At 70.5% G+C, this 25,356-nt stretch carries 27 protein-coding genes; 11 read left to right on the top strand and 16 right to left on the bottom strand.

All coding sequences use genetic code 11. The features are described from left to right. Positions 1-31 precede the first annotated feature (31 nt). Positions 32-565 carry a hypothetical protein gene (locus tag OG371_RS31695; protein ID WP_329059140.1) on the top strand — a complete coding sequence of 178 codons (534 nt, stop codon included), beginning with the start codon at positions 32-34 and terminating at the stop codon, positions 563-565. Between the two features lie 8 nt (positions 566-573). Here the strand turns inward: OG371_RS31695 and OG371_RS31690 are convergent, their stop codons facing one another. Beyond that, positions 574-1,656 (bottom strand): helix-turn-helix domain-containing protein, encoded by a 1,083-nt coding sequence (locus OG371_RS31690; protein WP_329059139.1) that lies wholly within the window; start codon positions 1,654-1,656, stop codon positions 574-576. Positions 1,657-1,755: 99 nt separating this feature from the next. Here OG371_RS31690 and OG371_RS31685 point away from each other — a divergent pair, with 99 nt between their 5' ends. Next, complete coding sequence (locus tag OG371_RS31685; protein WP_329059138.1) at positions 1,756-2,964, top strand: MFS transporter; 1,209 nt, start codon at positions 1,756-1,758, stop codon at positions 2,962-2,964. On the opposite strand, the gene OG371_RS31680 is transcribed toward OG371_RS31685, so the two are convergent. Genes OG371_RS31680 through OG371_RS31670 form a run of 3 tightly spaced genes read right to left on the bottom strand, consistent with a single transcriptional unit; the run spans position 2,945 to position 5,757 of the window. Further along, positions 2,945-4,714, bottom strand: a complete 1,770-nt coding sequence (locus tag OG371_RS31680; protein ID WP_329073327.1) for an eCIS core domain-containing protein — start codon at positions 4,712-4,714, stop codon at positions 2,945-2,947. The genes OG371_RS31685 and OG371_RS31680 overlap by 20 nt on opposite strands. Before the next feature lie 45 nt (positions 4,715-4,759). Next, positions 4,760-5,338: a dihydrofolate reductase family protein gene (locus OG371_RS31675; RefSeq protein ID WP_329059137.1), complete on the bottom strand. Its 579-nt coding sequence runs from the start codon at positions 5,336-5,338 to the stop codon at positions 4,760-4,762. A gap of 2 nt (positions 5,339-5,340) precedes the next feature. Further along, positions 5,341-5,757, bottom strand: a complete 417-nt coding sequence (locus OG371_RS31670) for a VOC family protein (protein ID WP_329059136.1) — start codon at positions 5,755-5,757, stop codon at positions 5,341-5,343. 91 nt (positions 5,758-5,848) lie between these two features. Between OG371_RS31670 and OG371_RS31665 the strand changes: the two genes are divergently transcribed. The 4 genes from OG371_RS31665 to OG371_RS31650 all read left to right on the top strand — a co-directional run bounded on the left by OG371_RS31665 (position 5,849) and on the right by OG371_RS31650 (position 10,785). Beyond that, positions 5,849-6,961 carry a helix-turn-helix transcriptional regulator gene (locus OG371_RS31665; RefSeq protein ID WP_329059135.1) on the top strand — a complete coding sequence of 371 codons (1,113 nt, stop codon included), beginning with the start codon at positions 5,849-5,851 and terminating at the stop codon, positions 6,959-6,961. Between the two features lie 59 nt (positions 6,962-7,020). Beyond that, positions 7,021-8,181, top strand: coding sequence for an SMI1/KNR4 family protein (locus OG371_RS31660; protein ID WP_329059134.1), 1,161 nt, complete (start codon positions 7,021-7,023; stop codon positions 8,179-8,181). After that, positions 8,178-9,014 (top strand): hypothetical protein, encoded by an 837-nt coding sequence (locus OG371_RS31655; RefSeq protein ID WP_329059133.1) that lies wholly within the window; start codon positions 8,178-8,180, stop codon positions 9,012-9,014. Before OG371_RS31660 ends, OG371_RS31655 begins: the two co-directional genes overlap by 4 nt. 199 nt (positions 9,015-9,213) lie before the next feature. Beyond that, positions 9,214-10,785: a TROVE domain-containing protein gene (locus tag OG371_RS31650; protein ID WP_329059132.1), complete on the top strand. Its 1,572-nt coding sequence runs from the start codon at positions 9,214-9,216 to the stop codon at positions 10,783-10,785. A 17-nt stretch (positions 10,786-10,802) separates the two neighbouring features. Here the strand turns inward: OG371_RS31650 and OG371_RS31645 are convergent, their stop codons facing one another. Continuing rightward, positions 10,803-11,693 (bottom strand): LysR family transcriptional regulator, encoded by an 891-nt coding sequence (locus OG371_RS31645; protein ID WP_329059131.1) that lies wholly within the window; start codon positions 11,691-11,693, stop codon positions 10,803-10,805. Positions 11,694-11,799: 106 nt separating this feature from the next. Here OG371_RS31645 and OG371_RS31640 point away from each other — a divergent pair, with 106 nt between their 5' ends. From OG371_RS31640 to OG371_RS31630, 3 genes are read left to right on the top strand one after another with little or no spacing between them, the layout of a single operon-like run. Next, positions 11,800-12,300, top strand: a complete 501-nt coding sequence (locus OG371_RS31640; protein ID WP_329059130.1) for a cysteine dioxygenase family protein — start codon at positions 11,800-11,802, stop codon at positions 12,298-12,300. An 8-nt stretch (positions 12,301-12,308) separates the two neighbouring features. After that, entirely contained in the window at positions 12,309-12,815 is a 507-nt protein-coding gene (locus OG371_RS31635; RefSeq protein ID WP_329059129.1) for a pyridoxamine 5'-phosphate oxidase family protein, read from the top strand. An 11-nt stretch (positions 12,816-12,826) separates the two neighbouring features. Continuing rightward, a complete protein-coding gene (locus tag OG371_RS31630; RefSeq protein ID WP_329059128.1) occupies positions 12,827-13,291 on the top strand; it encodes a VOC family protein in 465 nt (154 codons plus the stop codon). Between the two features lie 33 nt (positions 13,292-13,324). On the opposite strand, the gene OG371_RS31625 is transcribed toward OG371_RS31630, so the two are convergent. The 4 genes from OG371_RS31625 to OG371_RS31610 all read right to left on the bottom strand — a co-directional run bounded on the left by OG371_RS31625 (position 13,325) and on the right by OG371_RS31610 (position 16,990). Next, positions 13,325-14,149 (bottom strand): DUF72 domain-containing protein, encoded by an 825-nt coding sequence (locus OG371_RS31625; RefSeq protein ID WP_329073326.1) that lies wholly within the window; start codon positions 14,147-14,149, stop codon positions 13,325-13,327. 311 nt (positions 14,150-14,460) lie between these two features. Beyond that, a complete protein-coding gene (locus tag OG371_RS31620) occupies positions 14,461-15,378 on the bottom strand; it encodes an SDR family NAD(P)-dependent oxidoreductase (protein WP_329059127.1) in 918 nt (305 codons plus the stop codon). Positions 15,379-15,522: 144 nt separating this feature from the next. Beyond that, positions 15,523-16,281 carry an SDR family NAD(P)-dependent oxidoreductase gene (locus tag OG371_RS31615; protein ID WP_329059126.1) on the bottom strand — a complete coding sequence of 253 codons (759 nt, stop codon included), beginning with the start codon at positions 16,279-16,281 and terminating at the stop codon, positions 15,523-15,525. 37 nt (positions 16,282-16,318) lie between these two features. Then, positions 16,319-16,990, bottom strand: coding sequence for an MFS transporter (locus OG371_RS31610; RefSeq protein WP_329059125.1), 672 nt, complete (start codon positions 16,988-16,990; stop codon positions 16,319-16,321). 145 nt (positions 16,991-17,135) lie between these two features. Here OG371_RS31610 and OG371_RS31605 point away from each other — a divergent pair, with 145 nt between their 5' ends. Beyond that, positions 17,136-18,029 (top strand): NADP-dependent oxidoreductase, encoded by an 894-nt coding sequence (locus OG371_RS31605; RefSeq protein WP_329059124.1) that lies wholly within the window; start codon positions 17,136-17,138, stop codon positions 18,027-18,029. Positions 18,030-18,033: 4 nt separating this feature from the next. Here the strand turns inward: OG371_RS31605 and OG371_RS31600 are convergent, their stop codons facing one another. Then, positions 18,034-18,873, bottom strand: coding sequence for an NAD(P)H-binding protein (locus OG371_RS31600; protein WP_329059123.1), 840 nt, complete (start codon positions 18,871-18,873; stop codon positions 18,034-18,036). Between the two features lie 62 nt (positions 18,874-18,935). On the opposite strand from OG371_RS31600, the gene OG371_RS31595 reads away from it, so the two are divergent. Continuing rightward, positions 18,936-19,331 (top strand): winged helix-turn-helix transcriptional regulator, encoded by a 396-nt coding sequence (locus tag OG371_RS31595; RefSeq protein ID WP_329059122.1) that lies wholly within the window; start codon positions 18,936-18,938, stop codon positions 19,329-19,331. A gap of 72 nt (positions 19,332-19,403) precedes the next feature. Here the strand turns inward: OG371_RS31595 and OG371_RS31590 are convergent, their stop codons facing one another. The 6 genes from OG371_RS31590 to sufD all read right to left on the bottom strand — a co-directional run bounded on the left by OG371_RS31590 (position 19,404) and on the right by sufD (position 25,354). After that, positions 19,404-20,855 carry an amidase gene (locus OG371_RS31590; protein WP_329059121.1) on the bottom strand — a complete coding sequence of 484 codons (1,452 nt, stop codon included), beginning with the start codon at positions 20,853-20,855 and terminating at the stop codon, positions 19,404-19,406. Positions 20,856-21,140: 285 nt separating this feature from the next. After that, positions 21,141-21,569 (bottom strand): metal-sulfur cluster assembly factor, encoded by a 429-nt coding sequence (locus OG371_RS31585; protein ID WP_329059120.1) that lies wholly within the window; start codon positions 21,567-21,569, stop codon positions 21,141-21,143. Then, on the bottom strand, positions 21,566-22,015 hold the full coding sequence (sufU, locus tag OG371_RS31580; protein WP_091618896.1) for a Fe-S cluster assembly sulfur transfer protein SufU: 450 nt from the start codon (positions 22,013-22,015) through the stop codon (positions 21,566-21,568). Before sufU ends, OG371_RS31585 begins: the two co-directional genes overlap by 4 nt. Next, entirely contained in the window at positions 22,012-23,331 is a 1,320-nt protein-coding gene (locus tag OG371_RS31575) for a cysteine desulfurase (protein ID WP_329059119.1), read from the bottom strand. The genes sufU and OG371_RS31575 overlap by 4 nt, the downstream gene beginning before the upstream one ends. A gap of 49 nt (positions 23,332-23,380) precedes the next feature. Continuing rightward, positions 23,381-24,148 carry a Fe-S cluster assembly ATPase SufC gene (gene sufC, locus OG371_RS31570; protein ID WP_329059118.1) on the bottom strand — a complete coding sequence of 256 codons (768 nt, stop codon included), beginning with the start codon at positions 24,146-24,148 and terminating at the stop codon, positions 23,381-23,383. A 33-nt stretch (positions 24,149-24,181) separates the two neighbouring features. Next, positions 24,182-25,354, bottom strand: a complete 1,173-nt coding sequence (sufD, locus tag OG371_RS31565) for a Fe-S cluster assembly protein SufD (protein WP_091618891.1) — start codon at positions 25,352-25,354, stop codon at positions 24,182-24,184. Positions 25,355-25,356 lie beyond the last annotated feature (2 nt).

Below are 25,356 nucleotides of genomic sequence, written 5' to 3'. Positions count from 1 at the left end.
GACCTTCCACGATGATGACGAGGACGCGCCCATGCTCACCAGTCAAGTCTCGGTCTGGGTCCCGATCGCCGTCGGGTTGATCGGCGTCGCCGGTGTCGTGGCCGGTCAAGTGATCAACGCCTGGCGCGAGCGCCGCAACGAGGAAATCCGATGGGCCCGCGAAAAACAGCGGGATGCCCACCAGGACCGGCTTGCCTGGCGGGAGAAGCGACTCAAGATCGCCGTCGAATTCCTGATCACCCTCAACACGTGGCGGGAACTGGCCGTCGACGCGTGGTATGAAAACCAACGCGACGGGCGCCCGGCCAAACGGACGTCGAGCCGGCTCCACGACTCCGTGACACGCATGAGCGACCAGCTGGCAGAGATCAAGCTCATCGGCTCCGAGGTCATGCGGACGGCCGCCGGCGAAGCAGTCGACCTCCTCTTGGCGACGTTCGCCAGAACCAAGGAGACGCCGACCGATCTCGAAAAGGCATCACGGCAGCTGTCGGCCACCATCCGGGCGCTCCGCGAAGCCTTTCGCGCCGAACTCGGCGTCACCGAACATCCTGAGCGGAACTGACTGGCCGTTCAACGCAGTACCGCCGCCAGCAGATCACCGCCCAACGCCGCCAGGTCGGGCAGGTTGACGGTGTACCGGACGTAACGGCCCTCCCTCTGAGCGGTGAGCAGCCCCGAGCGGCGCAGCACAGCCAGGTGGCGGGAAACCTCCGGCGAAGAAAGTCCCCAGGCGCTGGCCAGTTCGCCGGTGGTGTGCGGGCCGCGGGCCAACGTCCGCAGCAGCCGCAGCCGGACCGGGTGCGCGAGTGCCTCCAGCCGGAGCGTGACGGTTTCCAGCGAGACCGGCTCCGACGGGCTCGGCTCGGCGACGGGGTACTGCACCACCGGCGGCCGGCCGGGCGCGTGGACTGCCACCAGGTGCGGGCGGCCGAAAACGCTGGGGTAGAAGAGAATCCCTGTTCCCTGGGCGGCGGCCGCGTTGTCCTGCGCCTTGTCCACGACGATGGAGTTGCCGTCCGGCGCCAGGGTGACGCTGGAGATCGACGCGAGCGCGGCCCCGATGCCTTGGCGCTTCAGCAAATCGTTCCTCAGACGCAGGTCCGTCGCGAGTTGCCCGGCGACGCTCGTCCAAGCGGCGTCGAAGAACGCCTCGGCGCATTGTTCGAGGGTGTCGCGCACCTGCGCCCGCACGGCCGCCGGGTCCGCCAGCAACCGTTCCGCGAAGGCTTCTTGGAGCGCGCCACGGGCTTGGGCCAGGTCCAGGGCCCGCTCGCGCGCCGTCGCGTCGGAGAGGGGGGACGGGGCGGCGAAGTGGACCCGGTTGTTGCCGCAGGTGGTGACGAGCGCAGCGGTCACGTAGGTCTCGTCGTCGATCCGGTCCACCTCGTCCAGTTCCTCGGCGAGGGTCGACCGGGGACGCGCGGGGACCAGGAAATCGGCACGTGAGGAACGCCAGAGGAATTCCGCTTCCCGGAGCCGTTCGGCCAGCTCCGGCCGCAGCCCGGCCCAGACGGTCCCCGCCCAGCCGGCGAGCTGCGGGTGATGCCCGGGCTCGGCCAGCACGTGCAGCATCGCGGTCAGCTCGGCCAGCGGCGACGCGGCGAACCGCAGCCGCTCGGACGGCAGCCCGCTGATGTCGATCCTCAACGTCATCCCGCCATTCTCGCTGGTCGGACCGCCGAGGACCGCATCAGTTGACGGTGTTCGTCAATCGGCGTGGTCAGCCGGGCGGCCGGATCCACCGTGGACGCCATGGTCACCAAGATCCGTCCCCGCGCGCTCGTCCGGGCTTCCGGCGGCCCCCGTTACGCCGTCGCCATCGCCGTGGACGCGCTCGGCACCGGCCTGCTGCGGCCGTTCCTGCTGCTCTACGGCGTGACGGTGCTCAGCCTCTCGCCACCGGTCGCGGGCCTCGCCATGACGGCCGGCGCCGTCGGGGGCCTGGTGTGCATGCCCGCGGTGGGCCGATGGCTGGACCGGGGCGCGCGCAGCACGGTCGTGGCGGCGTCGATGCTGGTGCGGGTCCTGGGCGTCGGGCTGTTGCTCGCCACCCCGGCGAACGACGTCTGGCTGTTCGCCGCGGCGGCGCTTTTCCTCGGCATCGGCAACCAGGCGTGGCCGGCCGCCCACGCGGCGCTCGTCGCCACGGTCGCCCACGGGCGGGAACGCGATGCCGCGCTCGCGGGAGCCCGCGCCCTGCGCAACGCCGGCCTCGGCGTGGGCGCGCTCCTCGCCACCGCGTGTCTGACGGGCGGCACCACCGCGTTGCAGGCACCGGCCGCCATCACCGGAATCGCCTATCTCGCCGCGGCGGCCTTGGCCTGGTCGGTCCGCCTCCGCGCGCGTCCGGCCGCCGCGCCGGCCAAGACCGGCGACGCACCCCGGATGCGCGCGCTGCTGGCCGCCAACGTGATCTACGTTTTCTGCCTCAACCTCCCCGAAATCGCGCTCCCGCTGGTCCTGGTGACGCAGCTGCACGCGTCCCCGGTCTGGTCCTCGGCCGTCTTCGTGGCCAACACGGTGCTGGTGGTCACCCTGCAGATTCCGGTCACCGTCCTGATGTCCCGCTTCTCCCGGCGGACGGCGCTGGCCGTCGGCGGCGTGGTGCTGGCCGCGTCGTACTTGGGTTTCCTCGCGGCGACTTCCCTGGGAGCCGGCTGGGGCGCGCCGGCCGTCGCCGCGGTGTCCGTGGTCTGCACCATCGGCGAGATCATCTACGCGGGCAGCGCCACCGCGCTCGTCACGGCGCTCGCCCCGACCCACTTACTCGGCCGCGCGCTCGCCCGTTTCCAGCTCTCCACGGGCTTCGGCCTCGCCGTCTCCCCCGCGGTCATCACCGCGCTCGCACCGCATGGCCCGGCCGCGCTCTGGGGCAGCCTCGCCGCTGCGACGCTCGGCGCCACCGCCGCTGTCGCCACCGAAGATCGCCGCGGGGCCACGGCTACGGCTTTCGTGCCGTGACCAGCACGTCCGCGTGCACGGTGACGTCGGCGAAACCGGCCGCCCTCAACGCCGTGGCGCAGGCCTGGGCGTCGGCATTCGCTCCGCGCCAGTAGTACCGGAAACGACCGCCGCTGCGCAGGACCCGGAAGGAACCGGGCGCGGCCCGGGCCCAGTCGATCACTCCCGGCGCCATGTTGTGTCCTTCGACCCGGTCGATGGTGTCCGGCTCGAACAGCGTGCCGATATCGGAGCCGTCGGCCTCCACCAGATTGGGGATGTCCTTTCGCGCCACCGCCTGATTGTTCACATTGATCGCGTTTTTCGGCTCATGGCTCGCGCCGGCGCCGCCGAGATTGGCCACGACTTCCTCACCCTTGGCGCCGATGCTCTGGGCCAGTGCCCTGGCCCGGACGGCCGGGTCGTCCTTGACCAGCACTGTCTCGGGAACGTCCGGGACGCGCTGGCCCGGTTCCTTGGTGTGGCCGCCGGGATCGCGGTCCCCCGGCGGCACATCCTTGCCGGTATTCACTCCCTTGCCCGGCTGGGGCGCGGCCTCCCGAACTGGCCCACCGGCCAGCGCGAGCACGAAGTTCAGGATCGCCAGGCGGAATTCGCGGGCCTTGATGAGCACCACCGCCTGCCGGTTGACCGCTTCCAGGGTGACGTGCCGGTGCATGTCGTCCACATAGGTCTCGAGCCAGTCGCGGACCCCGATGAGATAGGAACCGAAGTAGTTGGCCGCCGTCAATCGGTCTGAAGCCGCTTCGTAACCAGGTGAGAAGACTCCGCGAACTCCGGCCCGGAACTTCGGGAGCTTGTCGGAATACCGGTTCAGGTCGGATTTTTCCGCGGCGTCGAGTGGTTCGAATTCGGCGCGCGCGGCGGCCTGCTCGTCCATCCAGTAACGCAGCCAGATCTGATACAGCTGCCCCGAACCGAGGGTATTGCTGGGATCACTGGCGGCGGCCAGGAAATCCTGTTTCCGCGACGCCCAGTTCGCCCGGATGTCCCCCGCCGCGATCGCCGGGATCGTCGTGCGGAGGCCGCCGACGTCATGGGCCTGGAGGTACGCGCCGATTTCGCTGACCTGATCGGGCGGAAGGGCGGCCAGCTCGCTGTCATGCTGCGTTCTGAACGGCGACCACGCGCTGCCGCCTGCCGCCACCACCCGCATCGCCGTCACCAGCCTCGGGCCGCCGACCGCCTGTCCGGTCTGCTCGTCGGACCGGATGCCGAAGGGCAGCATTTCCAACGCGGGCAACAACTTGGCCATCGGCAGCCCTTGAATCTCCGCCAGCACTGTCCGCGCGCTGCCAGCGGGCGTCGCGGCCTGACGGGACAACACCTGCCGGCCCGCACTCAGCCGCGCCGTGAAACGACCACCGGCAGCCACCTCGGCCGCCTGCTGCTCCAGCGGATGATCCGCGGCGGTACTGACCGGCGCATCTGTGCCGACGGCATTCTGCTGCTGCACCACGTGCGTCAATTCATGGGCAAGCAGGCTGCGGCCGCCCGGCGAACCGGGGTGAAAGCGGCCGGACCCGAACACGATGTCCTGGCCGACGGTGTACGCGTGCGCGCCGACCTCCCGCGCCGAAGCCGCCGCCCACCCGTCCGAATGCACCCGGACCCGGCTGAAGTCCTGCCCGAACCGCGCCTCCATCGGCAACCGGACCTCGTCCGCCAATGGCTGGCCCGCCGTGCGCAGCACATCCTGCACGCCGGGCGGATGTTCGGCGCGGCTCGCGGCCGGGTGCTGATGCTCCATCACCCAGGCGAGGGTGACGGGGCGGCGTCACCAGGCCGTCACGGATCACTGCCCCGTGGTCACGCGGTACCGCAGATGGGTGGCGTTGCGGCCTTCGAGCCGCCGGACCAGCTCCAGCTCGACGTGGCCGAGTCCGGTCGGCTCGAACAGCCGTCGTCCGTCGCCCAGCAGGACCGGGACGAGGTGGAGCTCGAGTTCGTCGAGCTGACCCGCGGCCAGCAGCGCCTGCGCCGCGCCCGCGCCGTGGACCAGCACGGCCTGATCCCCCGCGGCGGCGCGGGCCTCGTCGGCACACGCGTTGACGTCGGTGTAGTACTTCACGCTGCCCGGGGGCTCGTCGTCCGGGTCGATGTGGTGGGTGAGCACGTGGATCGGCACGCCGTCGTGGTGGTCGCCCTGCCAGCGGCCGGCCAGCTCGTACGTGCGGCGCCCGGAAATCACCGCGCCGGTCGCGCAGGCCTCGGCGTACACCTGGCCGTTGATCCCCTCGGCCATCCGGTCGTCGAGCCAGTTGAACAGCCGCCCGCCGTCGCGGCCGAGTTCCTGGCCCGGCCGGTCGTCCGGCCCGGTGATGTAGCCGTCGACCGACATGGACATGTAGAGGCGCACTGGCGTTCTGGTCATGGTCAATTCCCTTCCACGGAAAAGTCGGCGGCGGTCATGCCTTCGGGGTGGCCGGTGGGCCACTGGACGAGTTCGATCCGGCGGCCGTCCGCGTCGGCGATGAACGCCGTTTTGAGGCCGTCCTCGCGTTCCTGCCCGGGGCCGGCCGGCTCGATCCCGTGGCCGGCCAGCGCTTCGAGCGCGTCGGCCATCGACTCGACCTGCACGACGAAGTGGCTCACGCCGGTGCCGAGGTCGACCGGGTGACCGTCGTGGACCAGCTCGACGGTGGCGAACTCGTCGCCGGGGAGCTTGAGCATGGTCAGCCGCCCGATCGGCGTCTCGGGCACGCGGCCGACGACCTCGTAGCCGAGAGCCGTGTAAAACGCCAGCGACCGCCCGAGATCGGCCACCCGCACTCCGACGTGCAAGGTTCTCATCCCCAGTACCTCCCTTGTGTGCGTCGATCATGCTGCTCAAGGGGTTCTCGCGACCAGCCCCACATTTCTGGGGGTTCGGCTAGGTTGAGGCATGGCCACCGCCCAGCCCGACCACCTCCGGGACACCGTCTCGCGGCTGGTCCACCGCGGGCTCGGGGTGGAGGACTACTGGCGCGCGGTGAGCGAGGCGCTGGGCGGCGTGGTGCCGTCGGAGGGCACCTGCCTGATGACGATGGACCCGGCCACCATGCTGCCGACCGCGGAATTCGTCGAGAACGGCATGCCCGCGGACGCGATCAGCCGGCTCGTCGAGATCGAGTTGCGCGAACCGGACTACTCCAAATGGACGGACCTGGCGCGCGCGGGCCGGGCCGCCGCCAGCCTCAGCGACGTCACCGCGGGCGATCTCGATCTCAGCCGGCGGCACCGGGAAGTCCGCCGCCCTGAAGGGTTTTCCGACGAACTCCGAGTCGTCCTGTCCAGCAGCACCGGCACTTGGGGCGCGCTCACCGTGTTCCGTGAGAAGGACCGCCCCTACTTCTCGCCCGCCGAGGTCCGGCTCGTCACGTCGCTGAGCGGTTTGCTCTCCGACGGCCTGCGCCGGTCGCTGCTCTTGGACGACGCGAGCGCCGACCGCCACGACGCCGGAATGCTCGTGCTGGATCCCGATGACGGCGTCGGCCTGGCCAATCAGGTTGCCTCGGCCTGGATCGACGAACTCGGCACCGGCACCCGGGCCGGCACCACGCTCCCGCTGGTGGTCCGCGCGGTCGCCCGGCAGGCCCGGGCCATCGGCAGCCAGGCGAGCACCGGACTGGCGCGAGCGCGCGTGCGCACCAATGCGGGGCGTTGGGTGATCGTCCGGGCCTCGCTGATGGGCGAAGGCGCAGCGGCGCCGGTCGCGGTCCTGCTCGAAGCGGCTCGCCCGGCGGAAATGGCCCCACTGCTGGCCGACGTGTACGGCCTCACCCCGCAGGAGCGACGGGTGACCGAATGCGTCGCCCAGGGCCTGCCGACCCGACAAATCGCCAACGAGCTTCGGATGTCGGCCTACACCGTGCAGGACCACCTGAAGTCGATCTTCGCCAAAACCGGTACCGGTTCCCGCGGCGACCTCATCGCCCGGCTGTTCTTCGATCAGCGCGCCATGCAGCTCACGGCTCCCCCGGCGATTCCGGATGTCCGCTCTTTCCAGACCACATAGGACAGACGGTCAGCGGTGTCGTGGGTGGCGGTCAACGCCGAGCCGCCATAATGACGGTCATGGACTGGGGACCGTGGTTGACTCGATGGAGCCAGGAGCGGGTCGGCAGTGCCGAACCCGCCGAGCTGGATCCGCAGGTGCTGCGCGACCGCTGGCTCGGCTTCGCGCCGGCGAGCGCCGAAGCCGTGGCCGAGGCGGAGGCGCGGCTTGGCCACACATTGCCGCCGTCGTACCGGGAATTCCTGCTGACGACGGACGGCTGGCGCGACGCCGGGTGTTTCGTCTGGCGCCTGCGCGACACCACCACTCTCGGCTGGCTGCGCGACATCGAGCCGTACTGGGAGGACTGGGAAGAACTCTGCGGCGACGAAAACACGGATCCGGTCCAGGGCAACAGGTTCAGCCGGGGCCTGCTGATCTCGCTGGAGGCCGACGCCGGGGTGCTGTTCCTCGACCCGGGCGATGTCGACGACGCTGGTGAGTGGGCGGCGTACAGCCTGTTCTCCTGGAGAGCCGAGCCGCCCACGCGGTTCGCGTCGTTCACCGCGTTGATGGAGGACCTGTACGCCGAGTTCCACCAGATGCGCAAACCGGCCGGCGAAACCCGCGATTCCTGGGACGCCAAGGTCGAGCAGGCCCGGCTCGACGCCCTCGCCGGTGAGATCGACGGCGCCGCCGCGGCGCTGGAGCAAGCCGAGGAATTCGGCCGGATCCGGGCCACGGTCCTGCGCGTCCAGCTCGATCTGCTGCTCGGCCGGCGCTACCAGGCCGCGCAGTCGCTGGGCCGGTTGCTGAGCCCGTCGTTCCTGCCCGACGGCTTTCTGACCGATCCGCTGTTCACCGAGGAATTACTGCCGTGGCTGCTGGACCAACATGCCCGCGACGCGACGCCGACGCACAACTCGGTGCTGCAGTCGGCGATGATCGGTGAGCGGCCGGAGATCCAGCTCGCCGTCGGCGAAGGCCAGGCCCGGCGGCGAGCTGGCGGCCGCCCGGACTTCGGGAACCCGGAGTTCGATCGGCTGATCAAGCAAGCTCTCAGTGAGCACGCCGACCCGGAAGCCCTGTGGCAAGCCGTGCGGGCGGCGCTGGCGCAGTGGCGGCCGCGAACCGTCGACCACCTCGCCCCGGTCGCGCTGCTCGCCGACCCGGTCCTGGCCGCCGTCCTGACCCCGGAGCGCGGCCGTGAACTCCTGACCCAGCCCCGAGGTGACCGATGAGGACCGTCCCGAGCCGCGAAGACGTCGCCATGGAGCTGATCCTGCGCGCCTGCGGCCAGCCCCACGACTTCCCCGGCGACATCCTGGAGGTGACCGAGACGCAGCTCGACGCGTCCAGCCAGACCGTCAACATCTGCCGGGTCGCCTGCCGGAAGTGCGGAACGCTCAAGGTGAGCCGCTGGCAGCAACCCACGGGCGACGGCCCGGTTTCGTTCGCCGTCCTGTCCACCACCGAGCCGCCGGAGCCGGGACAGGTGCCGGGCCTCGCCGAGCGCGCCCGGCAGCTGACCGACGCCGAGTACACCGCAGCGCTGGCCGAACACGGCTTCCCCGACGGCGTCCCCGCGGACTTCGCCCCCGACCGGCGCGCGACCGCGACCACCGAACGCCTCGAGTTCCTCCTGCGCGTCCGGGCCGGCCAGTTCACGCTGCTCGACCGCGGCTGCCCGCTCGGCGCGATCCTGCCGGTCCCTCCGCACGCCGAGTCCGCCGACCTGATCGACGCCGTCCCCGGCGCGGCATTGTTCTGGGCGCCGATCCACGACGGCACGCTCGCCTTGACCGTGGCCATCGCCCCCACGGACCCCGGCGCCGACCGGTCTTATCGCCGCGTCGTCGAGCTGAGCTGCCGCTTTCACACCGGTTACGTCGTGCTCCGCGAACTGGCCGGACGGGAACTGGACCTGCCGCCGCTGCCCGCCGGGCCCGGCGATTACCGGATGCGGTTCCACACCCGCGATTCCGGCTGCCTGCTGCAGCTCTGGAACCAGCCCCGAACCGGTCCCCTGCCGGAAAAACCCATCGCGGCAACGAATGCCGGCCTGTTAGCTTGATTGAGCTTCCGATGCGGCACGGTCACCGGAAGCGACAGCCTCGAACACCTCCCGGTGCGCAGGCCACAGGTACTTCTGGTTGAGGTCGTTTCGGCGGCCCGCGGTTCAAGTCCGCTAACCCTGTGGCCGTCTTGATCTCGGGGGCCGGCTGTGTCCCGGACCGTCCACAAGCGACGTCCGACCGAGGGGGCGAGACCAGATGGGCAAGTTCAACGTGACCGCCATCAAGGCGGCGCTCTTCTCACCGATCACCACCGAGCGCACCGCGACCGGCCGCACCCATGAGGACGGCCCGGGTTATCAGCGCGACGCCAAGTCCGCGCTGTTCCTGCTGGCTGTGTCGAACCTGGTCGGCGAGAACACCTTCTACGAGTCCGCGGGCAAGCGAGACCAGCGGTACGCCGAACTCGTCCACGCCGCCACCCTCGCCGATCCCGAGTGGACGGCGCGGTTCCTGCGCTGGCTCCGCACCGACGCCAACATGCGTTCCGCTTCGCTCGTCGGCGCCGCCGAGTTCACCAAGGCGCGGCTCGAAGCCGGGCTCGACGGCCAGTCCCGTCAGGTCGTCGCGAGCGCGCTCCAGCGCGCCGACGAGCCGGGCGAGATGCTGGCGTATTGGACGTCGGTGCACGGCCGGAACGTGCCGAAGCCGGTCAAGCGCGGGGTCGCCGACGCGGCGAAGCGCCTCTACCACGAGCGGTCGTTCCTCAAGTACGACTCCGACGCGCGCGGCTACCGGTTCGGTGACGTCCTCAACCTCACCCACCCGGACGCCGACGGCCGGCAGGGCGACCTGTTCCGGTACGCGCTCGACGTCCGTCACGGCAACGCCGAGCAGATCCCGGACACGCTCCGGACTCTGCGGGCGAACGCGGCCGTGCGGGCTGCGGTCGCCGCGGAGCCGGAGGTCCTGCTCGACAGCGAGGCCTTGCGCGAAGCGGGAATGACGTGGGAAGCCACGCTGTCCCTCGCCGGGTCCACAATAGACAAGCAACGGCTGTGGGAGGCCTTGATCCCGTCCATGGGATACATGGCGCTGCTGCGGAACCTCCGCAACTTCGACGAGGCCGGCGTCTCGGACGAGGTGGCCGCGCGGGTCGCCGGGCGGCTGGCGGACCCGGACCAGGTCGCGAGCTCGCGGCAGTTCCCGTTCCGGTTCCTGTCCGCGTACGAGACCGCGCCCTCGTTGCGGTGGGGCCACGCGCTCGACACCGCGCTCGGGCATTCGCTGCGGAACCTGCCGTCGCTGCCGGGCCGGTCCCTGATCCTCATCGACACCTCGGCGTCGATGACCGGTCTCGGGCACTCGGCGCGCTCGAAGGTCACCCCGGCCAAGGCCGCCGCGGTGTTCGGCGTCGCGCTCGGGGCGAAGGGCGAGCGGGTCGACGTCGTCGGGTTCGCGAACGGCACGTTCCGGCACCGCGTCCGGAAGGGCGCCGCGGTGATCCGCGAGGTCGAGCGGTTCCTGGAGCGGATCGGCGAGGTCGGGCACGGCACCGACATCGGGGGTGCGCTGCGGCGCAGCTACGCCGGGCACGACCGCGTGTTCATCATCTCGGACATGCAGACCGTCGGCGGCCCGCGCGGGCCGCAGGTGGGTGACCTGGTGCCGAAGCACGTCCCGATCTACGGGTTCAACCTGCAGGGCTACCAGGCCGCGGCGATGGCGACCGGCTCCGCGCACCGGCACGAGTTCGGCGGGCTGACCGACGCGACGTTTCGGATGATCCCGCTCCTGGAAGCCGGGCGGACCGCGGACTGGCCGTTCTGACCCGGTGAGCCGGCCCCCTACCCCGGTGGGGCCGGCTCACCGGGCCGGACTTGGCGGACGGCGTCACGCAATGCGCTGACGAAAGCCGCGGTCGCGGGCGGGTCCGGCGGATCGCCGTAAGTGGCCAGGTAGACGTGCCGCCGGAAGTCGCGCAGGACGCTGGCCTCGATGCCGGGCGCACGGTGGGTGCGCAGGGCCAGGCCGGGCATGGTGGTCACGCCCATGCCCGCGGCGACCAGCGCCTGCTGGACGATGATGTCGTCGCTGGTGTACGCGATGGGCGGGACGAAGCCGGCCTGTTCGCAGGCCTCGAGGAATTCGCGACGGCAGTTCTCGCAGCCCGCGATCCAGGCGGCGTCACGGTTTCCGGCCAGTGTCTGGCCGGGTTCGAGGCTGAGCAGGTACATCGGGTCGTCGAACAGGTGCGTGGCGCGGACGTCGTCCGGGGTCGTCTCGTCGTAGCTGAAGACGACCGCGACGTCGACATCCCCGGCGCGCAGCAGGTCGAGCGCCACGCGCGGGTGGGCCTCGATCAGGTGCAGTTCGATGCCGGGGTGGTCGCGGCGCAGGGTGCCCGTGGCGTGCGGCACCAGCGCGGCGAGCGCCGACTGGAAGCCGGCCAACCGGACGCGGCCGGTGCGCAGGTCCACCATCGCGGACAGCTCCGCGGCGGCCGCGTCGACCCGGCCGACGATCTCGGTGGCGCGGCGGGCCAGCTGCTCCCCCTCCGGGGTGAGCCGGATCCCCCGGCCGACCCGCTGGACGAGCCGCGCCCCGGTCTCGGCCTCCAGCCGGGCCAGATGATGGCTGACGGCGGGCTGGGAGTAGTTCAGCTGCTTGGCGGCCTTGGTGACCGAGCCCTGGGCGGCGATCGCCGCGAGCACCCGTAACCGCAGGATATCCAGCATGCATCGATGATACGCATGAGTCAGCCCAACTATTGTCATTGGACGAATGGGTCGACGCGCGGGAGGCTGATCACGACCAGCCCGCCCGGCGAAGGAGGATGCGGCCATGACCCGTTCACTGGCGACGCTCACCGACCTCGTCACGGCGGTGCGCCGGGCGATCGACGTGCGTACCGATTGGACGGACACCGCGGAGCTGGTCGCCGATCAGCTCCGCGCGCACCTGCCCGGCCCGGAGATCCTGACGCCCGAGCAGCGGCTCGGCCAGGCCGACCGGGTCGCCGGCCACCTGCTGCACACCGAGCCCGACGGGACGTTCTCCATCCTCGGCCTGGTCTGGCGGCCCGGGCAGACCACCCGGATCCACGACCACATCACCTGGTGCGTCGTCGGCGTGCTGGCGGGAAACGAGCACGAGGAGCTGTTCGACGACGCGCTGAATCCCGTTGACACACGGGGCAATCCGCCCGGCGCGGTCAGCGGGTTCGCGCCGCCCGGCGACATCCACCGCATCCGCAACGTCGGCGCCGAGACCGCCATCAGCTTGCACGTGTACGGCACCGATATCTCCCGCGTCGGGTCCAGCGCCCGTCGTTACTACAACTGAGGAGAACCATGGACCAGCCCGCCATCGACGAGGTGCTGAACCGCCCGCTCAGCCAGGAACTGCTGGCCCGCGACTTGGCCCGGCTGGCCTTCGTCGCGCTGGACGGCACGCCGCGGTCGATCCCGATCGGCATTGTCTGGAACGGCACGGAAATCGTCATGTGCACCGCGACGAACGCGCGGAAGATCCCGGCACTGCGGCGGAATCCCGCGGTCGCGCTGACGATCGACACCGAGTCGCACCCGCCGAAGGTACTGCTCATCCGCGGCCGGGCCGAGCTGGACGTCGTCGACGGCATCCCGGACGAGTACCTCCAGTGGAACGGCACGTACGAGATGACGCCCGAGCAGCGGGCCGAGTGGGAGGAAGGCGTGAAATCGTTGTACGACGGCATGGTCCGCGTCGTGGTGAAGCCGACCTGGGTCAAGCTGATCGACTTCGAGACCACGCTGCCCACCGCCATCGAGGAACTCATGCAGCGTCAGAAAGACCGTCAGACCGCGCGTCTGTCCTGAAAGGAATCATCATGACCGGCACCGGCAAGCGAGCCCACGGGGCGATCCAGCGGCTGGACAACATCGCCATCGTCGTCGACGATCTCGAGGCCGCCAAGGCGTTTTTCGCCGCGCTCGGCCTGGAGCTGGAAGGCGAGGCGACCGTCGAGGGCGGCACCGTGGACCGCCTGGTCGGGCTCGAAGGAGTCCGCTCGGACATCGCGATGATGCGCACCCCGGACGGCCACGGACGGCTCGAGCTGACCAAGTACGTCACCCCGTCCAGCCGGGACGTCGACCCGAGCGCGCCGCCGAACACCCTGGGCGCGCACCGGATCATGTTCGCGGTCGAAGACATCGACGACGTGCTGGAGCGTCTGCGGCCGCACGGCGCCGAACTCGTCGGCGATTTGGTGCAGTACGAGAACAGCTACCGGCTCGTTTACCTGCGCGGGCCGGCCGGGATCATCGTCGCGCTGGCCCAGTCGACTCAGTGACCGTTGGGCCGCGGGTCTTCCTCACCGCGTCGCTCAGAACAGCGTCGCAGGCTCGACCGGCTCCGGTTCAGGCAGCGCGTCAAGGCCCGGCACCAGCGCCCGCACGTCGTCGTGGAAGCGGCGGGCGAGCGCCGGCGCGTCGTTGTTGTCGGGGGTGTGCAGGAAAACCGTCGGCGACCGCCCCTCGCGCAGCCACCCGGCGACCACCGCGGTCCACGGCCGCCACCCCTCGACCGTCTCCTCGACCGAATCCCGGCCCAGGTAGCGGACGATCGGCCGGTCGGTCAGCGCCCGCGTCCGCCGTGGCAGCCGCGGTTTTTTGGCCCAGGCCTCCTGTTCGGCCTCGCTGACCGGCGGGCACTGGAAGAAAACCTCGGTGTCGAACGGCACCCACTCGGCGTCCGCGGAGACGAGCGCCCCTTCCAGCAACGACGTCGCCCCGGCTTCGGTGAAGAACCCGGGATGACGCACCTCCACCGCGCGCCGCCGCCCGGCCGGAAGCCGGCGCAGAAACCGGCCGAGCGCATCAACTTCCGACGGCCCGAACGAGGCAGGCAGCTGGCACCACAGCACCGCCCGTTCACCGAGCGGCTCGATCGCGTCCAGGAACGCCCGCATCTCGGCCTCGACCCCGACGAACCGCCGCTCATGCGTGACAACTTTGGGCAGCTTGACCACGAACCGGAAACCGGGATCCGTCTGCTGCGCCCAAGTCTCGACGGTGTCCCGGGCCGGCGTCGCGTAGAACGTCGTGTTGCCCTCGACCGCGTTGCACCAACCGGCGTAGGCCCGCAGCCGTTCCTTGGCCGGCAACACCTGCGGCAGGAACCGCCCGTTCCACGCCTTGTGCGTCCACATCGCACAGCCGACATGGAGACGTGCCGCTGGTGTCGGGTCCATGGCCAGAGTCTAAAAGGCCGCCCGCACATCAGCGACCGAGGTGGTTCGACTTGAACGAGGAATGGGACAGCGTCTTCCCCGAGGACCGCGACCGCATCCGCGCACACGCGCGCCGGCTGGCGGCGCAGCACTCGGCCGGGGGCACTGACTCCTGGCGATGCCTCCCGCAGCGGCAGATCCTGACCAACGGCGGCCCAAGTATCCCGCCGGGAGAACGTGTTCCGGTGCTTTGCCGGCCCGCAGGCGAACAGCGCCACGGCCGGTGCGCGCTAACGTGACGCGCCCGCACGTTCCAACAGCTCAGCGGTCGCCTCCCACAGGCGGCGCTCGCGGTCACGGTCGTGGGCGATCGGCTGCACCTCCGTCAGCTTGGTCTTGAGCACGAACGCACCGTCACGCAGATCTGCCCACTGGTCGTCGAGAGCCATCGCGGCCAACAGCGGCCCTGAACGCTGGGGCGTCGAGACGCCGGGAAGGCGGCCCAGCGCGCGGCCCACCGCCTGGAACGCCGCGGGGGCGCCGCGGCCCAGCGCGGTGCCGGGCATCCAGCCCGGTTCGAACACCGAGACGTTGACGCCCGCGCCGGCTCGGCGCTGCAACTCGTGGGCGTAGTAGAGGATCGCCAGCTTCGCGTTGGAATAGGCGACGCCGGGGCCGCCACTCCCCGGGCGGGCCAGCTCGACGGGGTCGGCCCACTCGGCCGCGGGCACGTGCAGCAGCTTGCGCCAGAAGTTGGCGTGGTAGGTGTTCGAGCCGATCAGCACGACCCGCGCCGGGGCGGTGAACGAGCCGAGCAGACCGGCGATCAGCTCGGCGTGGGCGAGGTAGTTGACGGCGAAGGTCAGCTCGTAGCCGTCGGCCGAGGCGTGCTGGGTATCGGCCGACATGGTGCCGGCGTTCGCGACCAGCGCGCGCAGCGGACGGACGGCGCCGTCGGCGAGCAGACCGCGCACGGTGGCCGCGGCCGCCCGGACGTCGGCCAGGCTGGACAGGTCGCAGCCGATCTCGCGGACGCGGGCGCCGAGCGCATGGGCCTCGCCCGCGACCGCGGTCAGATCTCGCCCGGCCCGGCCGACGAGCAGCAGGTCCGGCCGCTGCCCCTCCGGACGGCCGGCCATGGCCAGCACGGCGTGGCGGCCCAGATTGCGGGTCGGGCCGGTGATGAGGACGGTTCCAGATTCGGTCATGGCTCCAGCCTGGAAGAACGGCCTGGCCACAGCCAGTCGACCGGTTTTCCTAGGACTGCCAGTGCCACCCGACGCACAAGCGTCCGGAGTGGACGGTGCAGGAGTTCGGCGTCGGATGGTGGTGCACAACGAGTCCGGCGGACGTCACTGCGCGGTGGCGCCGCCGTCGATCGGCAGGGCCGCGCCGGTGATGAACCTCGCTTCGTCGCTCAGCAGGAACGCGGCGAAGGCGGCGACCTCGCCGGGATCGGCGGCGCGTTTGGTCGGGTTCGGCGCGGCGCCGAGGTCGTCGTCGGGCCCGGCGCCGAGCAGGCCCCGGTACAGCGGGGTGTCCACGTTTCCGGTGACCAAGGCGTTGACCCGCACCCCGTCGCCGGCGCACTCCAGCGCGACCGACCGGGTCAGCCCGAGGACGCCGTGTTTCGCCGCCACATACGCCGACATCCCCGGGATGCCGATGCTGGCGGCGATCGAGGCATTGTTGACGATCGCCCCGCCGCCGGCCGCCCGGATCGCCGGAACCTGATGCTTCAGGCCGTAGAACACCGAGGTCAGGTTGCTGTCCAGGTCGGCGGCCCAGTCCGCCGCGCCGATCCCGTCCACGGGCCCGGACGCGGTGACCGTGCCCGCGTTGTTGACCGCGCCGTCCAGCCGGCCGAACTCCGTGACGGCCGCGGCGACCAGCGCCGCCACGTCAGCCTCGACGGTGACATCCGTCGGCACGAAGACCGCCTTCGCCCCGCCCGCGCGGAGCCCTGCCGCCACGGCCTCGCCGGTGCCCTCCCGGCGCGCCCCGATCACCACCGCGGCCCCCTCGGCCACGACCCGCTCCGCGATCGCCCTGCCGATCCCGGAAGAGCCCCCGGTCACCACCACGACCTTGCCCGCCAGACGTCCAGCCATGCGGTCCTTCCTACCGGACGCCATCACGGAGAAGGCGTCAGGCGTACGGCGGACCCTGCGGCGGGTACGGCATGCCGTACGGCATCGGCTGGACCTTTGGCTTCGCCGACACCATCGCGACGATGCCGAGAACCGCGGCGACGATGAGCGCGAGGAACACGAACACCGCGCCGATCAGGTACATCAGGCGGAAGCTGGTGCTGTCCGAGATCAGCGCGCCGAGGAACGGCGCGATCACCAAGGCCAGGACGCCGAGGCCCGCCGTCACCCCGGCCGTGGCACCGCGACCGCTGCGGAGCCGCCGGGTCAGTGCGGCGGTCGCGCCGACGGCCGCACCCGTGCCGAATCCGTCGAGCACTCGCCCGATCAGGAGCAGGGCGACGTTGGGGGTGAACGCGACCAGCAGCGCGCCGATGAGCATCAGGCCGAGCGCGGGCACGGTCACCGACGTCGGGAAGCGCCCGCCGAGCAGCAGACCGGCCGGGAGGGCCAGCACGGCCGCGACGAGGTAGCCGACGAAACCGCTCAGCAACAGCGATTGGGTCGACAGGTGCAGTTCGCGCTGCAGCAGCGAATGGCCGTCGAAGCGGTAGATGACGGTGAGCAGGAACAGGCCGATCAGCGCGGCGAGCCCGGGCCCGATGACGAGCCACCAAGGCGGTCCGGCAGCCGGGCGGGGTTGGTTCGGGGTCGGCGGCGTCACGTACATGCCGGACACCTTATGGCGTCGGGAGGTGCGGGCGGACCGCTTCGGCGGAAAGCCCCGGCTTGCCGGTCGGATCGAACCGGGGTACTTTCGATACGACACAGTAGCGTTTCGTAAGTGCGTCCGCTCACAGACCGGGAGAGCCCTGATGAAAGCCGTGCGTTATGACCGTTTTTCGGGCATCGACGGGATTTACCTCGCGGACGTCCCCGAGCCCGTGGCCGGCCCGGGCGAGGTGGTCGTCCGAGTCGAAGCCGGGGCGCTCAACCCCGGGGCGCTATCGGCGCTGCACGGCAGTTCGTACACGCCGGGCCGCGATCTCGCCGGTGAAGTCGTGGCGGTCGGCGCGCTTGGCTTCACCGTCGGCGACGCTGTGCTGGGGCGGCTGCAGAGCTGGGCCGCCCACGCCCAGTTCGTCGCCATCCCCGCGGCCCAGCTGGTGCGCAAGCCGCCGGCCCTCCCCTGGGACGTCGCGGGTTCGCTCCACACCACACCGATGGCGGGCCTCGGCGCCATCCGGGCGGTTGAACCGCGGCCGGGCGAGACCGTCGTGATCTCGGGCGCGTCGGGCGGTGTCGGGTTCACCGCCGCGCAGCTCGCGCTTCGCGCCGGGGCAACGGTGATCGGCCTGACCAGCGACGCGCATGCCGACCTGCTCCGGCACCACGGCATCGAGCCGGTCCGGTACGGCGACGGCGAACTGGAACGGATCCGCGCCACGGCCGATCGAGTCGACGCCTTCATCGACACCGTCGGCGGCGGCTATCTCGACCTCGCCATCAAGCTCGGCGTTCCGGCCGACCGCATCAACACCGTCGTCGATTACCGCGCTGCGAAAGAGAAAGGCGTCAAAGCTCTCGGAACGACTGACGCCGGCGGTCTCCCGGCGCTGGCCGAACTGGCCGCCCTCGCCGCCGCCGGTGACCTGTACATCCCTATCGCCGCAACGTATCCGCTCACCGCCGTGCGCGACGCCTACCACGCTCTGGCCGACCGCAAGGCCCACGGGCGCATCGTGCTGCACCCCCAGGAACTCGGCTGAACCCTCAGCGGAAGTCGTCCGCGTGGTCTTCGGCCCACTGCGCGAACGTGTGCGCCGGACGGCCGGTGACGTCCGCGACGACGGTCGACACCCGTGGCGGCGCGGTGGTTCCGGCCTGCCAGGCGGCCAAAATCGCGTCGACCCCGATGGGCGGCATGGTCTTGCCGAGCTCAACGCGGGCCTGCTCGACCGAGATCGTCTCGAGGGGGATCTCGCGTCCGACGGCCGCAGCGATGTGCCGTACTTGCTCCCGGAGGGACAGCGCCTCGGGCCCCCACACGGGATAGGCCTGGCCGTCGTGGCCTGGCTGGGTCAACGCGGTCACCGCGAGCGCCGCCAGGTCCTTTTCGTGAATGGGCGCGGTCTGCGAGTCCGGGTAGGGCAGCCGGACGACGCCCTCGTCGCGGATCGGATTCCGCCACCACCACAGGGTGTTGGTGGCGAACATGCCCGGCCGGATGAAGGTCCAGGCCAGGCTCGAATTCTCCAGGGCGGACTCGACCGCGAGGTGGGCCTGGGCGATCGGGTTGCGCGCGGCGTCCGGGTGCAGGACCGCGCCGGACGACAGCAGCACCACGTGCCGGACGCCGGCGGATTCGGCCGCCGTCACGAAACCGTCGATGCCTTCCGGCTTGGCGTAAAGGAAAACGCGCTGCGCGCCGTCGAGGGCGGCGGGCAGGGTTTCGGGTTTCTCCAGATCGGCCGTGACGACTTCCGCTCCCGGCGGGAAGCCCGCGGGGAGCGGCTCCCGGCTCGTCAGCCGCATCTTCTCCCCCGCCGAACTCAACCCCGCCGCGACATGGCGACCGACATTGCCGCGGGCTCCGAACACCACTGTGACCATGGCTGGAGCGTATTCGTGGAGCTTACTCGCCGTAAGTACCTACCTTCGGGTAAGCTCCGAATGTGGAGGTAGGTTCGCAGGCCGGGCGTAATGCCTGGCAGGGCTTGAGTGACGCGTTCAACAGCGAGTGCCCGGCGCGCGAGGTCCTCGACCACATCACCGGACGCTGGGGCATGTTGATCCTGGCGGCGCTGGGCGAGGAGCCACAGCGCTTTTCCGAATTGCACGCGACCATCGGTGGGATCAGCGAGAAGATGCTGTCGCAAACGCTGCGCACCCTGGTGCGGGACGGCCTGGTCGAGCGCACGGTCGAGCACACCACGCCGCCGCGGGTCAGTTACGAGCTCACGTCGCTCGGCCAGGGCCTCACCAAGTCGCTGGAACAGTTCCTGGGCTGGATCCGGCAGCACACGATCGACGTCGTCGCCGCCCAGCACCGCCACGACCGGCAGCGCTGATGAGCTGACCGGCGGATGGCCGTCGCCCGGCGCCCGGTCGCGGACACCCTCCGGTCCACATCGGACTGAGACCTACTTCGGCGCCTGGAAACCGCCGATCTTCTCCTCCAGCAGTTCGGCCAGCCGCAGCGGGGTGCGGTCCTCGAACATCGGGCCGATGAGCTGCACCCCGACCGGCAGGCCGTCGGTGGACCGGCCGGTGGGGACGGCGGTGGCGGGCAGGCCGGGCATGGTGGCCAGGCCGGCCCAGATGAGCTGGTCGAAGTACGGGTACCCGACGCCGTCGATGTCGAGGTGCCGGGCCAGCGGATCGGGGTTGTGGTCGTGCGGGAACGCGGGCGTCGGCGTGATCGGGCACACCACGGCGTCGAACTCGGCGAACAGCTGCCGCCAGCCGTGACGGTGGAGTTCGCGGCGGTTGTTCGCCTCCATCCAATCGCGGTGGCTGGACACCATGGCGCGCAGCCGCGTGGTCTCCAGGCTCTGGTCGTCCGCGCTGAATCCGGCGACGCGGGCCCGCAGCTGCTCGAGCGTTTCGATGGGAAAGCGCGCAACAGAGCCGGAAATCAGCAGCTGCATGTAGAGCCTCGCGGCATCGGCCAGATCGGGCAGCAACGAACTTTGCCGCTCGACGCGAGCGCCGCCGTCGGCCAGCGCGTCCGCCACCCGGTTCACCCCCGCCCGTACGGCTGCTCCGGTCGGCATGAGCGGATGCTCCTCGATGACCAAGACCCGGAATTCGGACAGCCGCTCGTGGCGCGCGGGCGGCAGCTTCAGGTCGTACGCGAGGCCGCCCGTCAGCGGGTCCGGTCCGGCCATGACGTCGAGCAGCAGCGTGAGGTCGCGGGCCGAGCGCGCCATCGGGCCGACGACGGCGAGGTCGAGATCAACCGGCAAAGCCTGCTCACCCGGCGGAACCATGCCGCGGCTGGCCGCCAGCCCGAGCGTCGGCTTGTGTGCGTAGATGCCGCAGAAATGCGCGGGGGTGCGCAGCGAGCCCGCGATGTCGGAGCCGATGGACAGCGCGCCGAACCCGGACGCCAGCGCCGCCGTCGACCCGCCGGAGGATCCGCCCGACGTGCGCGCGGGATCCCACGGATTGGTGGTGGTGCCGTAGAGCTCGTTGAAACTCTGGATGTCCTGCAGTCCCAACGGAACGTTGGTCTTGCCGAGCACCACCGCGCCCGCGGCCTTGAGCCGCGAAACCTGCACCGCGTCCTCGTCCGGCATGAAATCCCGGTGCGGCGGCATGCCCCAGGCCGTGGGCAGCCCGGCGATGTTGTACGACTCCTTGACCGTCACCGGAACCCCGAGCAGCGGCCGGTCCTCCCCTCGCGCGCGGGCCTGGTCGGCCTCCCGCGCGGCGGCCCGCGCCCGGTCGAAGTCCGGCAGGCAGATCGCGTTGACCACCTTGTCCTCGCGCTCGATCCGGTCGATCGCCTCTTCGGTCAGTTCCACCGAGGTCACCGCACCGGCCCGCAAGGCGGTGATGAGTTCTTCGGCTGTGTGAAAGCTCCGTTCCATGGCTGCGAAGTTATCGAGCGGCCCCGGGAGGCACGAAATTCCCTTGTACACAACGGGAAGGTCGAACAGTCGTCTTCACCGTGGCAGCCCGCCGCAGGTCAGAGCGCCAAAATAAGCCGGCTCCAGCCCTGAAAGCCATGAAATGCCGCATCGGGCAATAGGATCGACGTCTCACTTCCCGGCCGAGCCGGGTCACGCGCCGCCGTATAGGTCGTTATACAACCACCGCGCGCAAAAAAGGCCACCCCGCACCGAAGCACGGGGTGGCCCTGGGAAAAGCGTGGCTCAGACGGTGAAGCCGAGCGCGCGCAGCTGCTCGCGGCCGTCGTCGGTGATCTTCTCCGGGCCCCACGGCGGCATCCAGACCCAGTTGATCCGGAAGTCGCTGACCAGGCCGCCGGAGGTGAGCGCCGCCGAGGTCTGGTCCTCGATCACGTCGGTCAGCGGGCAGGCCGCGGACGTCAGCGTCATGTCCAGCGTGACGGAGTTGTCGCCCTCCACGTGGATGTCGTAGACCAGGCCGAGGTCGACGACGTTGATGCCCAGCTCGGGGTCGACCACGTCGCGCATGGCCTCCTCGATGTCCTCGATCTTCGCCACGTCGGCCGGGACCGAGCCGGTCTGCTCCGGCAGGTCGGCGGCCGTGCGGCCTTCACGGTGCTCGGGGGCCTGGGCCGAAGCCGTTTCCGCGACCGTCTGGGTGTCTTCGCTCATGCCTTCTCAGCTCCTGTGGTGGTGCGGGCGACGGCGTCCTTGAACGCCATCCAGCCGAGCAGTGCGCACTTGACGCGGGCCGGGTACTTGGCGACGCCCGCGAAGGCGATCCCGTCCTCCAGCACGTCCTCGTCCGGCTCGACCTTGCCCTTGCCCTGCATCAGTTCCACGAAGGCGTCCATGGTGGTGAACGCCTCCTCCACGGTGTGCCCCACGACGAGGTCCGTCATGACGGACGTCGAGGCCTGGCTGATCGAGCAGCCCTGGCCCTCGTAGGAGATGTCGGCGACCTTGCCGCCGTCGACCTTCACCCGCAGCGTGACCTCGTCCCCGCAGGTCGGGTTGACCTGGAACGACTCCGCGTCGAACGGATCGCGCAGGCCGCGCCCGTGCGGGTTCTTGTAGTGGTCCAGGATGATCTCCTGGTACATGCTCTCCAGGTTCACTGGGCCACTCCGAAGAACTTCTGCGCCTCGCGAATCCCGTCGACGAGCGCGTCCACTTCGGACAGTGTGTTGTACAGGTAGAACGTCGCCCGCACGGTGGCGGGCACCCCGCACGCCCGGTGCAGCGGCCACGCGCAGTGGTGGCCGACGCGCACCGCGATGCCCAGGCTGTCGAGCACCTGGCCGGCGTCGTGCGGGTGCACGCCGTCGATCACGAACGACACCGTGCCGCCTCGGTCCGCCAGGTCGGTCGGCCCGACGATCCGGACGCCGTCGATGGCGCCGATCCCGGCCAGCGCCCGCTCGGTGAGCAGGTGCTCGTGCGCCGCGATGCGGTCCATGCCGATCGCCGACAGGTAGTCCACGGCCGCGCCGAGCCCGATGGCCTGCGAGGTCATCGGCACGCCCGCCTCGAACTTCTGCGGCGGCGGCGCGAACGTCGTCTTCTCCATCCGGACCAGCTCGATCATCGAGCCGCCGGTGAGGAACGGCGGCATCGCCTCGAGCAGCTCGGTGCGGCCGTACAGCACGCCGATGCCGGACGGCGCCAGCATCTTGTGCCCGGACCACACGGCGAAGTCGACACCCAGCGCGCCGAGGTCGACCGCGCCCTGGCCGTACAGCCCGTGCGGGACCGACTGGCAGGCGTCGAGCAGGGTCAGCGCGCCGACCTGCTTCGCCTTGGCCACCAGCAGTTCGACCGGGTTGATCGTGCCCAGCACGTTGGACTGGTGCGCGAACGCCACCAGCTTCGTGCGCGGCGTGATCAGCTCGTCGATGTCCGACAGGTCGAGCCGGCCCTCGGGGGTCACCTTGAACCACTTCAGCGTCGCCCCGGTTCGCTGGCACAACTGCTGCCAGGGCACCAGGTTCGCGTGGTGCTCCATCTCGGTGATGACGATCTCGTCACCGGGGCCGACCGCGAACCGCGCGGCCGCGCTTTCCGGGTCGGTGGCCGCGTTGCTCATCGCGTACGCCACCAGGTTGATGCCCTCGGTGGCGTTCTTGGTGAACACCAGCTCCTCCGGGGAGGTCCCGGTGAACTCCGCGATCCGGGCCCGGGCGGACTCGTACGCGTCGGTCGCCTCCTCGGCGAGCTGGTGGGCCCCGCGGTGCACCGCGGCGTTCGAGGTCTCGAGGAACCGCCGCTCGGCGTCGAGCACCTGCGTCGGCCGCTGTGAGGTCGCGCCGGAGTCCAGGTACACCAAGGGTTTCCCGTCGCGCACGGTGCGGGACAGGATGGGGAAGTCGGCGCGCAGCGCCGCCACGTCAAGGGGAACAGAGTTGGTCGGGCTGTTCGAAGCCGTGGTGGTCATCGAGCCAACTCCTCTCTCGGTGTAGTCGGGAACTTCGGTGATACGAACGTCAGACGGCGGCTTCGGTCTTGCCGACGTACTTCACGTAGCCGTTCTCCTCCAGCTCGTCGGCCAGCTCCTTGCCGCCCGACTCGACGATCTTGCCGCCGGCGAAGACGTGTACGAAGTCCGGCGTGATGTGCCGCAGGATCCGGGTGTAGTGCGTGATCAGCATGACGCCGACCTCGCTGGAGGCCTTGTACTGGTTGACGCCCTCGGAGACGACGCGCAGCGCGTCCACGTCGAGGCCCGAGTCGGTCTCGTCGAGGATGGCGAACTTCGGCTTGAGCAGCGACAGCTGGAGGATCTCGTGGCGCTTCTTCTCGCCGCCGGAGAAGCCCTCGTTGACCGAGCGCTCGGCGAACTCCTGCGAGATCTCGAGCTTGCCCATCTCCTCCTTGACCTCCTTGACCCAGTGGCGCAGCTTGGGGGCCTCGCCACGGACCGCGGTGACCGCGGTGCGGAGGAAGTTGGACATCGACACGCCGGGCACCTCGACCGGGTACTGCATGGCGAGGAACAGGCCGGCGCGGGCGCGCTCGTCCACGCTCATCTCGAGCACGTTCTCGCCGTCCAGCAGCACCTCACCGGAGGTCACCCGGTACTTCGGGTGGCCGGCGATCGCGTACGACAGGGTGGACTTGCCGGAGCCGTTGGGGCCCATGATCGCGTGGGTCTCGCCCGACTTGATGGTCAGGTTCACGCCCTTGAGGATCTCCTTGGCGCCCTCGTCGGTCTCGACCGAGGCGTGCAGGTCCTTGATTTCCAGGGTAGCCATTCTTCGTTTCCTAAAAGTCTGCGGTGGACGGCGTCAGGCGCCAACGGCTTCGAGCTCGGCCTCGATCGCGGCTTCGAGGCGCTCGCGCACCTCGGGGACGTCGATCTTCACCAGGATCTCGTGGAAGAACCCGCGCACGACCAAGCGCCGGGCGGCTTCTTCGGCGATCCCGCGCGACTGGAGGTAGAACAACTGCTCGTCGTCGAACCTTCCCGTCGCGCTCGCGTGGCCGGCGCCTTCGATCTCGCCGGTCTCGATCTCCAGGTTCGGCACGGAGTCCGCGCGCGCGCCCGGGGTGAGCACCAGGTTGCGGTTGAACTCGTAGGTGTCGGTGGCCTCGGCGGCCGCGCGGATCAGCACGTCGCCGATCCAGACCGAGTGCGCGCCGTCGCCCTGGAGCGCGCCCTTGTAGCCCACGCGCGACTTGCAGTTCGGCACCGCGTGGTCGACGAAGAGGCGGTGCTCCTGGTGCTGGCCGCCGTCGGCGAAGTAGACGCCGAGCATGTCGACGTCGCCGCCCTTGTCGGCAAACGTCGCCGTCGGCGAGATGCGGACCAGGTCGCCGCCGAGGGTGATCACGGTGTGCCGCAGCGCGGCGTCGCGGCCCAGCTTCAGGTGCTGCTCGGACACGTGCACCGCGTCGTCGGCCCAGTCCTGGACGCTGACCACGGTGACCTTGGCGCCGTCGCCGATGACGAACTCGACGTTGTCGGCGTACGTGCCGGAGCCGACGTGGTCGAGCACGACCACGGCTTCGGCGAACGCCTCGGCGCGGACCTGGAGGTGCCCGTACGCGACCTGGTCGACGCCCGGGCCGTGGATGCGCAGCACCGACGGCTTCGACGCCTTGGTCTCCTTGGGCACCGTCACCACGGTGGCCTTGGTGAACGACGAGTAGGCCTGCGCCGCGATCCGGTCGCTCGGCACGCCGGCCTCGCCCAGGCGCGCGTCCTCACGGCCGACGGTCTCGATCTTCAGCTCGGGGGCGGTGTCGGTCTCCAGCGTGATCTCGCCGGTGGCGGGCGCGCTGCCGTCGTGCAGGCCGCGCAGCCGCTTCATCGGCGTGAAGCGCCAGTTCTCCTCACGGCCGCCCGGGACCTCGAAGGCCTCGACGTCGTAGGAGGTGAAGCGCTCCGCGCGGGAAGCGGCCGGGACGACCGCTCCCTCGCGCAGCGCTTCGGAAACGTTGTTCTCGGTAACCGACATGA

Source organism: Amycolatopsis sp. NBC_01480 (assembly GCF_036227205.1).
Lineage (GTDB): Bacteria > Actinomycetota > Actinomycetes > Mycobacteriales > Pseudonocardiaceae > Amycolatopsis.
This window is presented reverse-complemented; position numbering and strand designations above follow the sequence as displayed.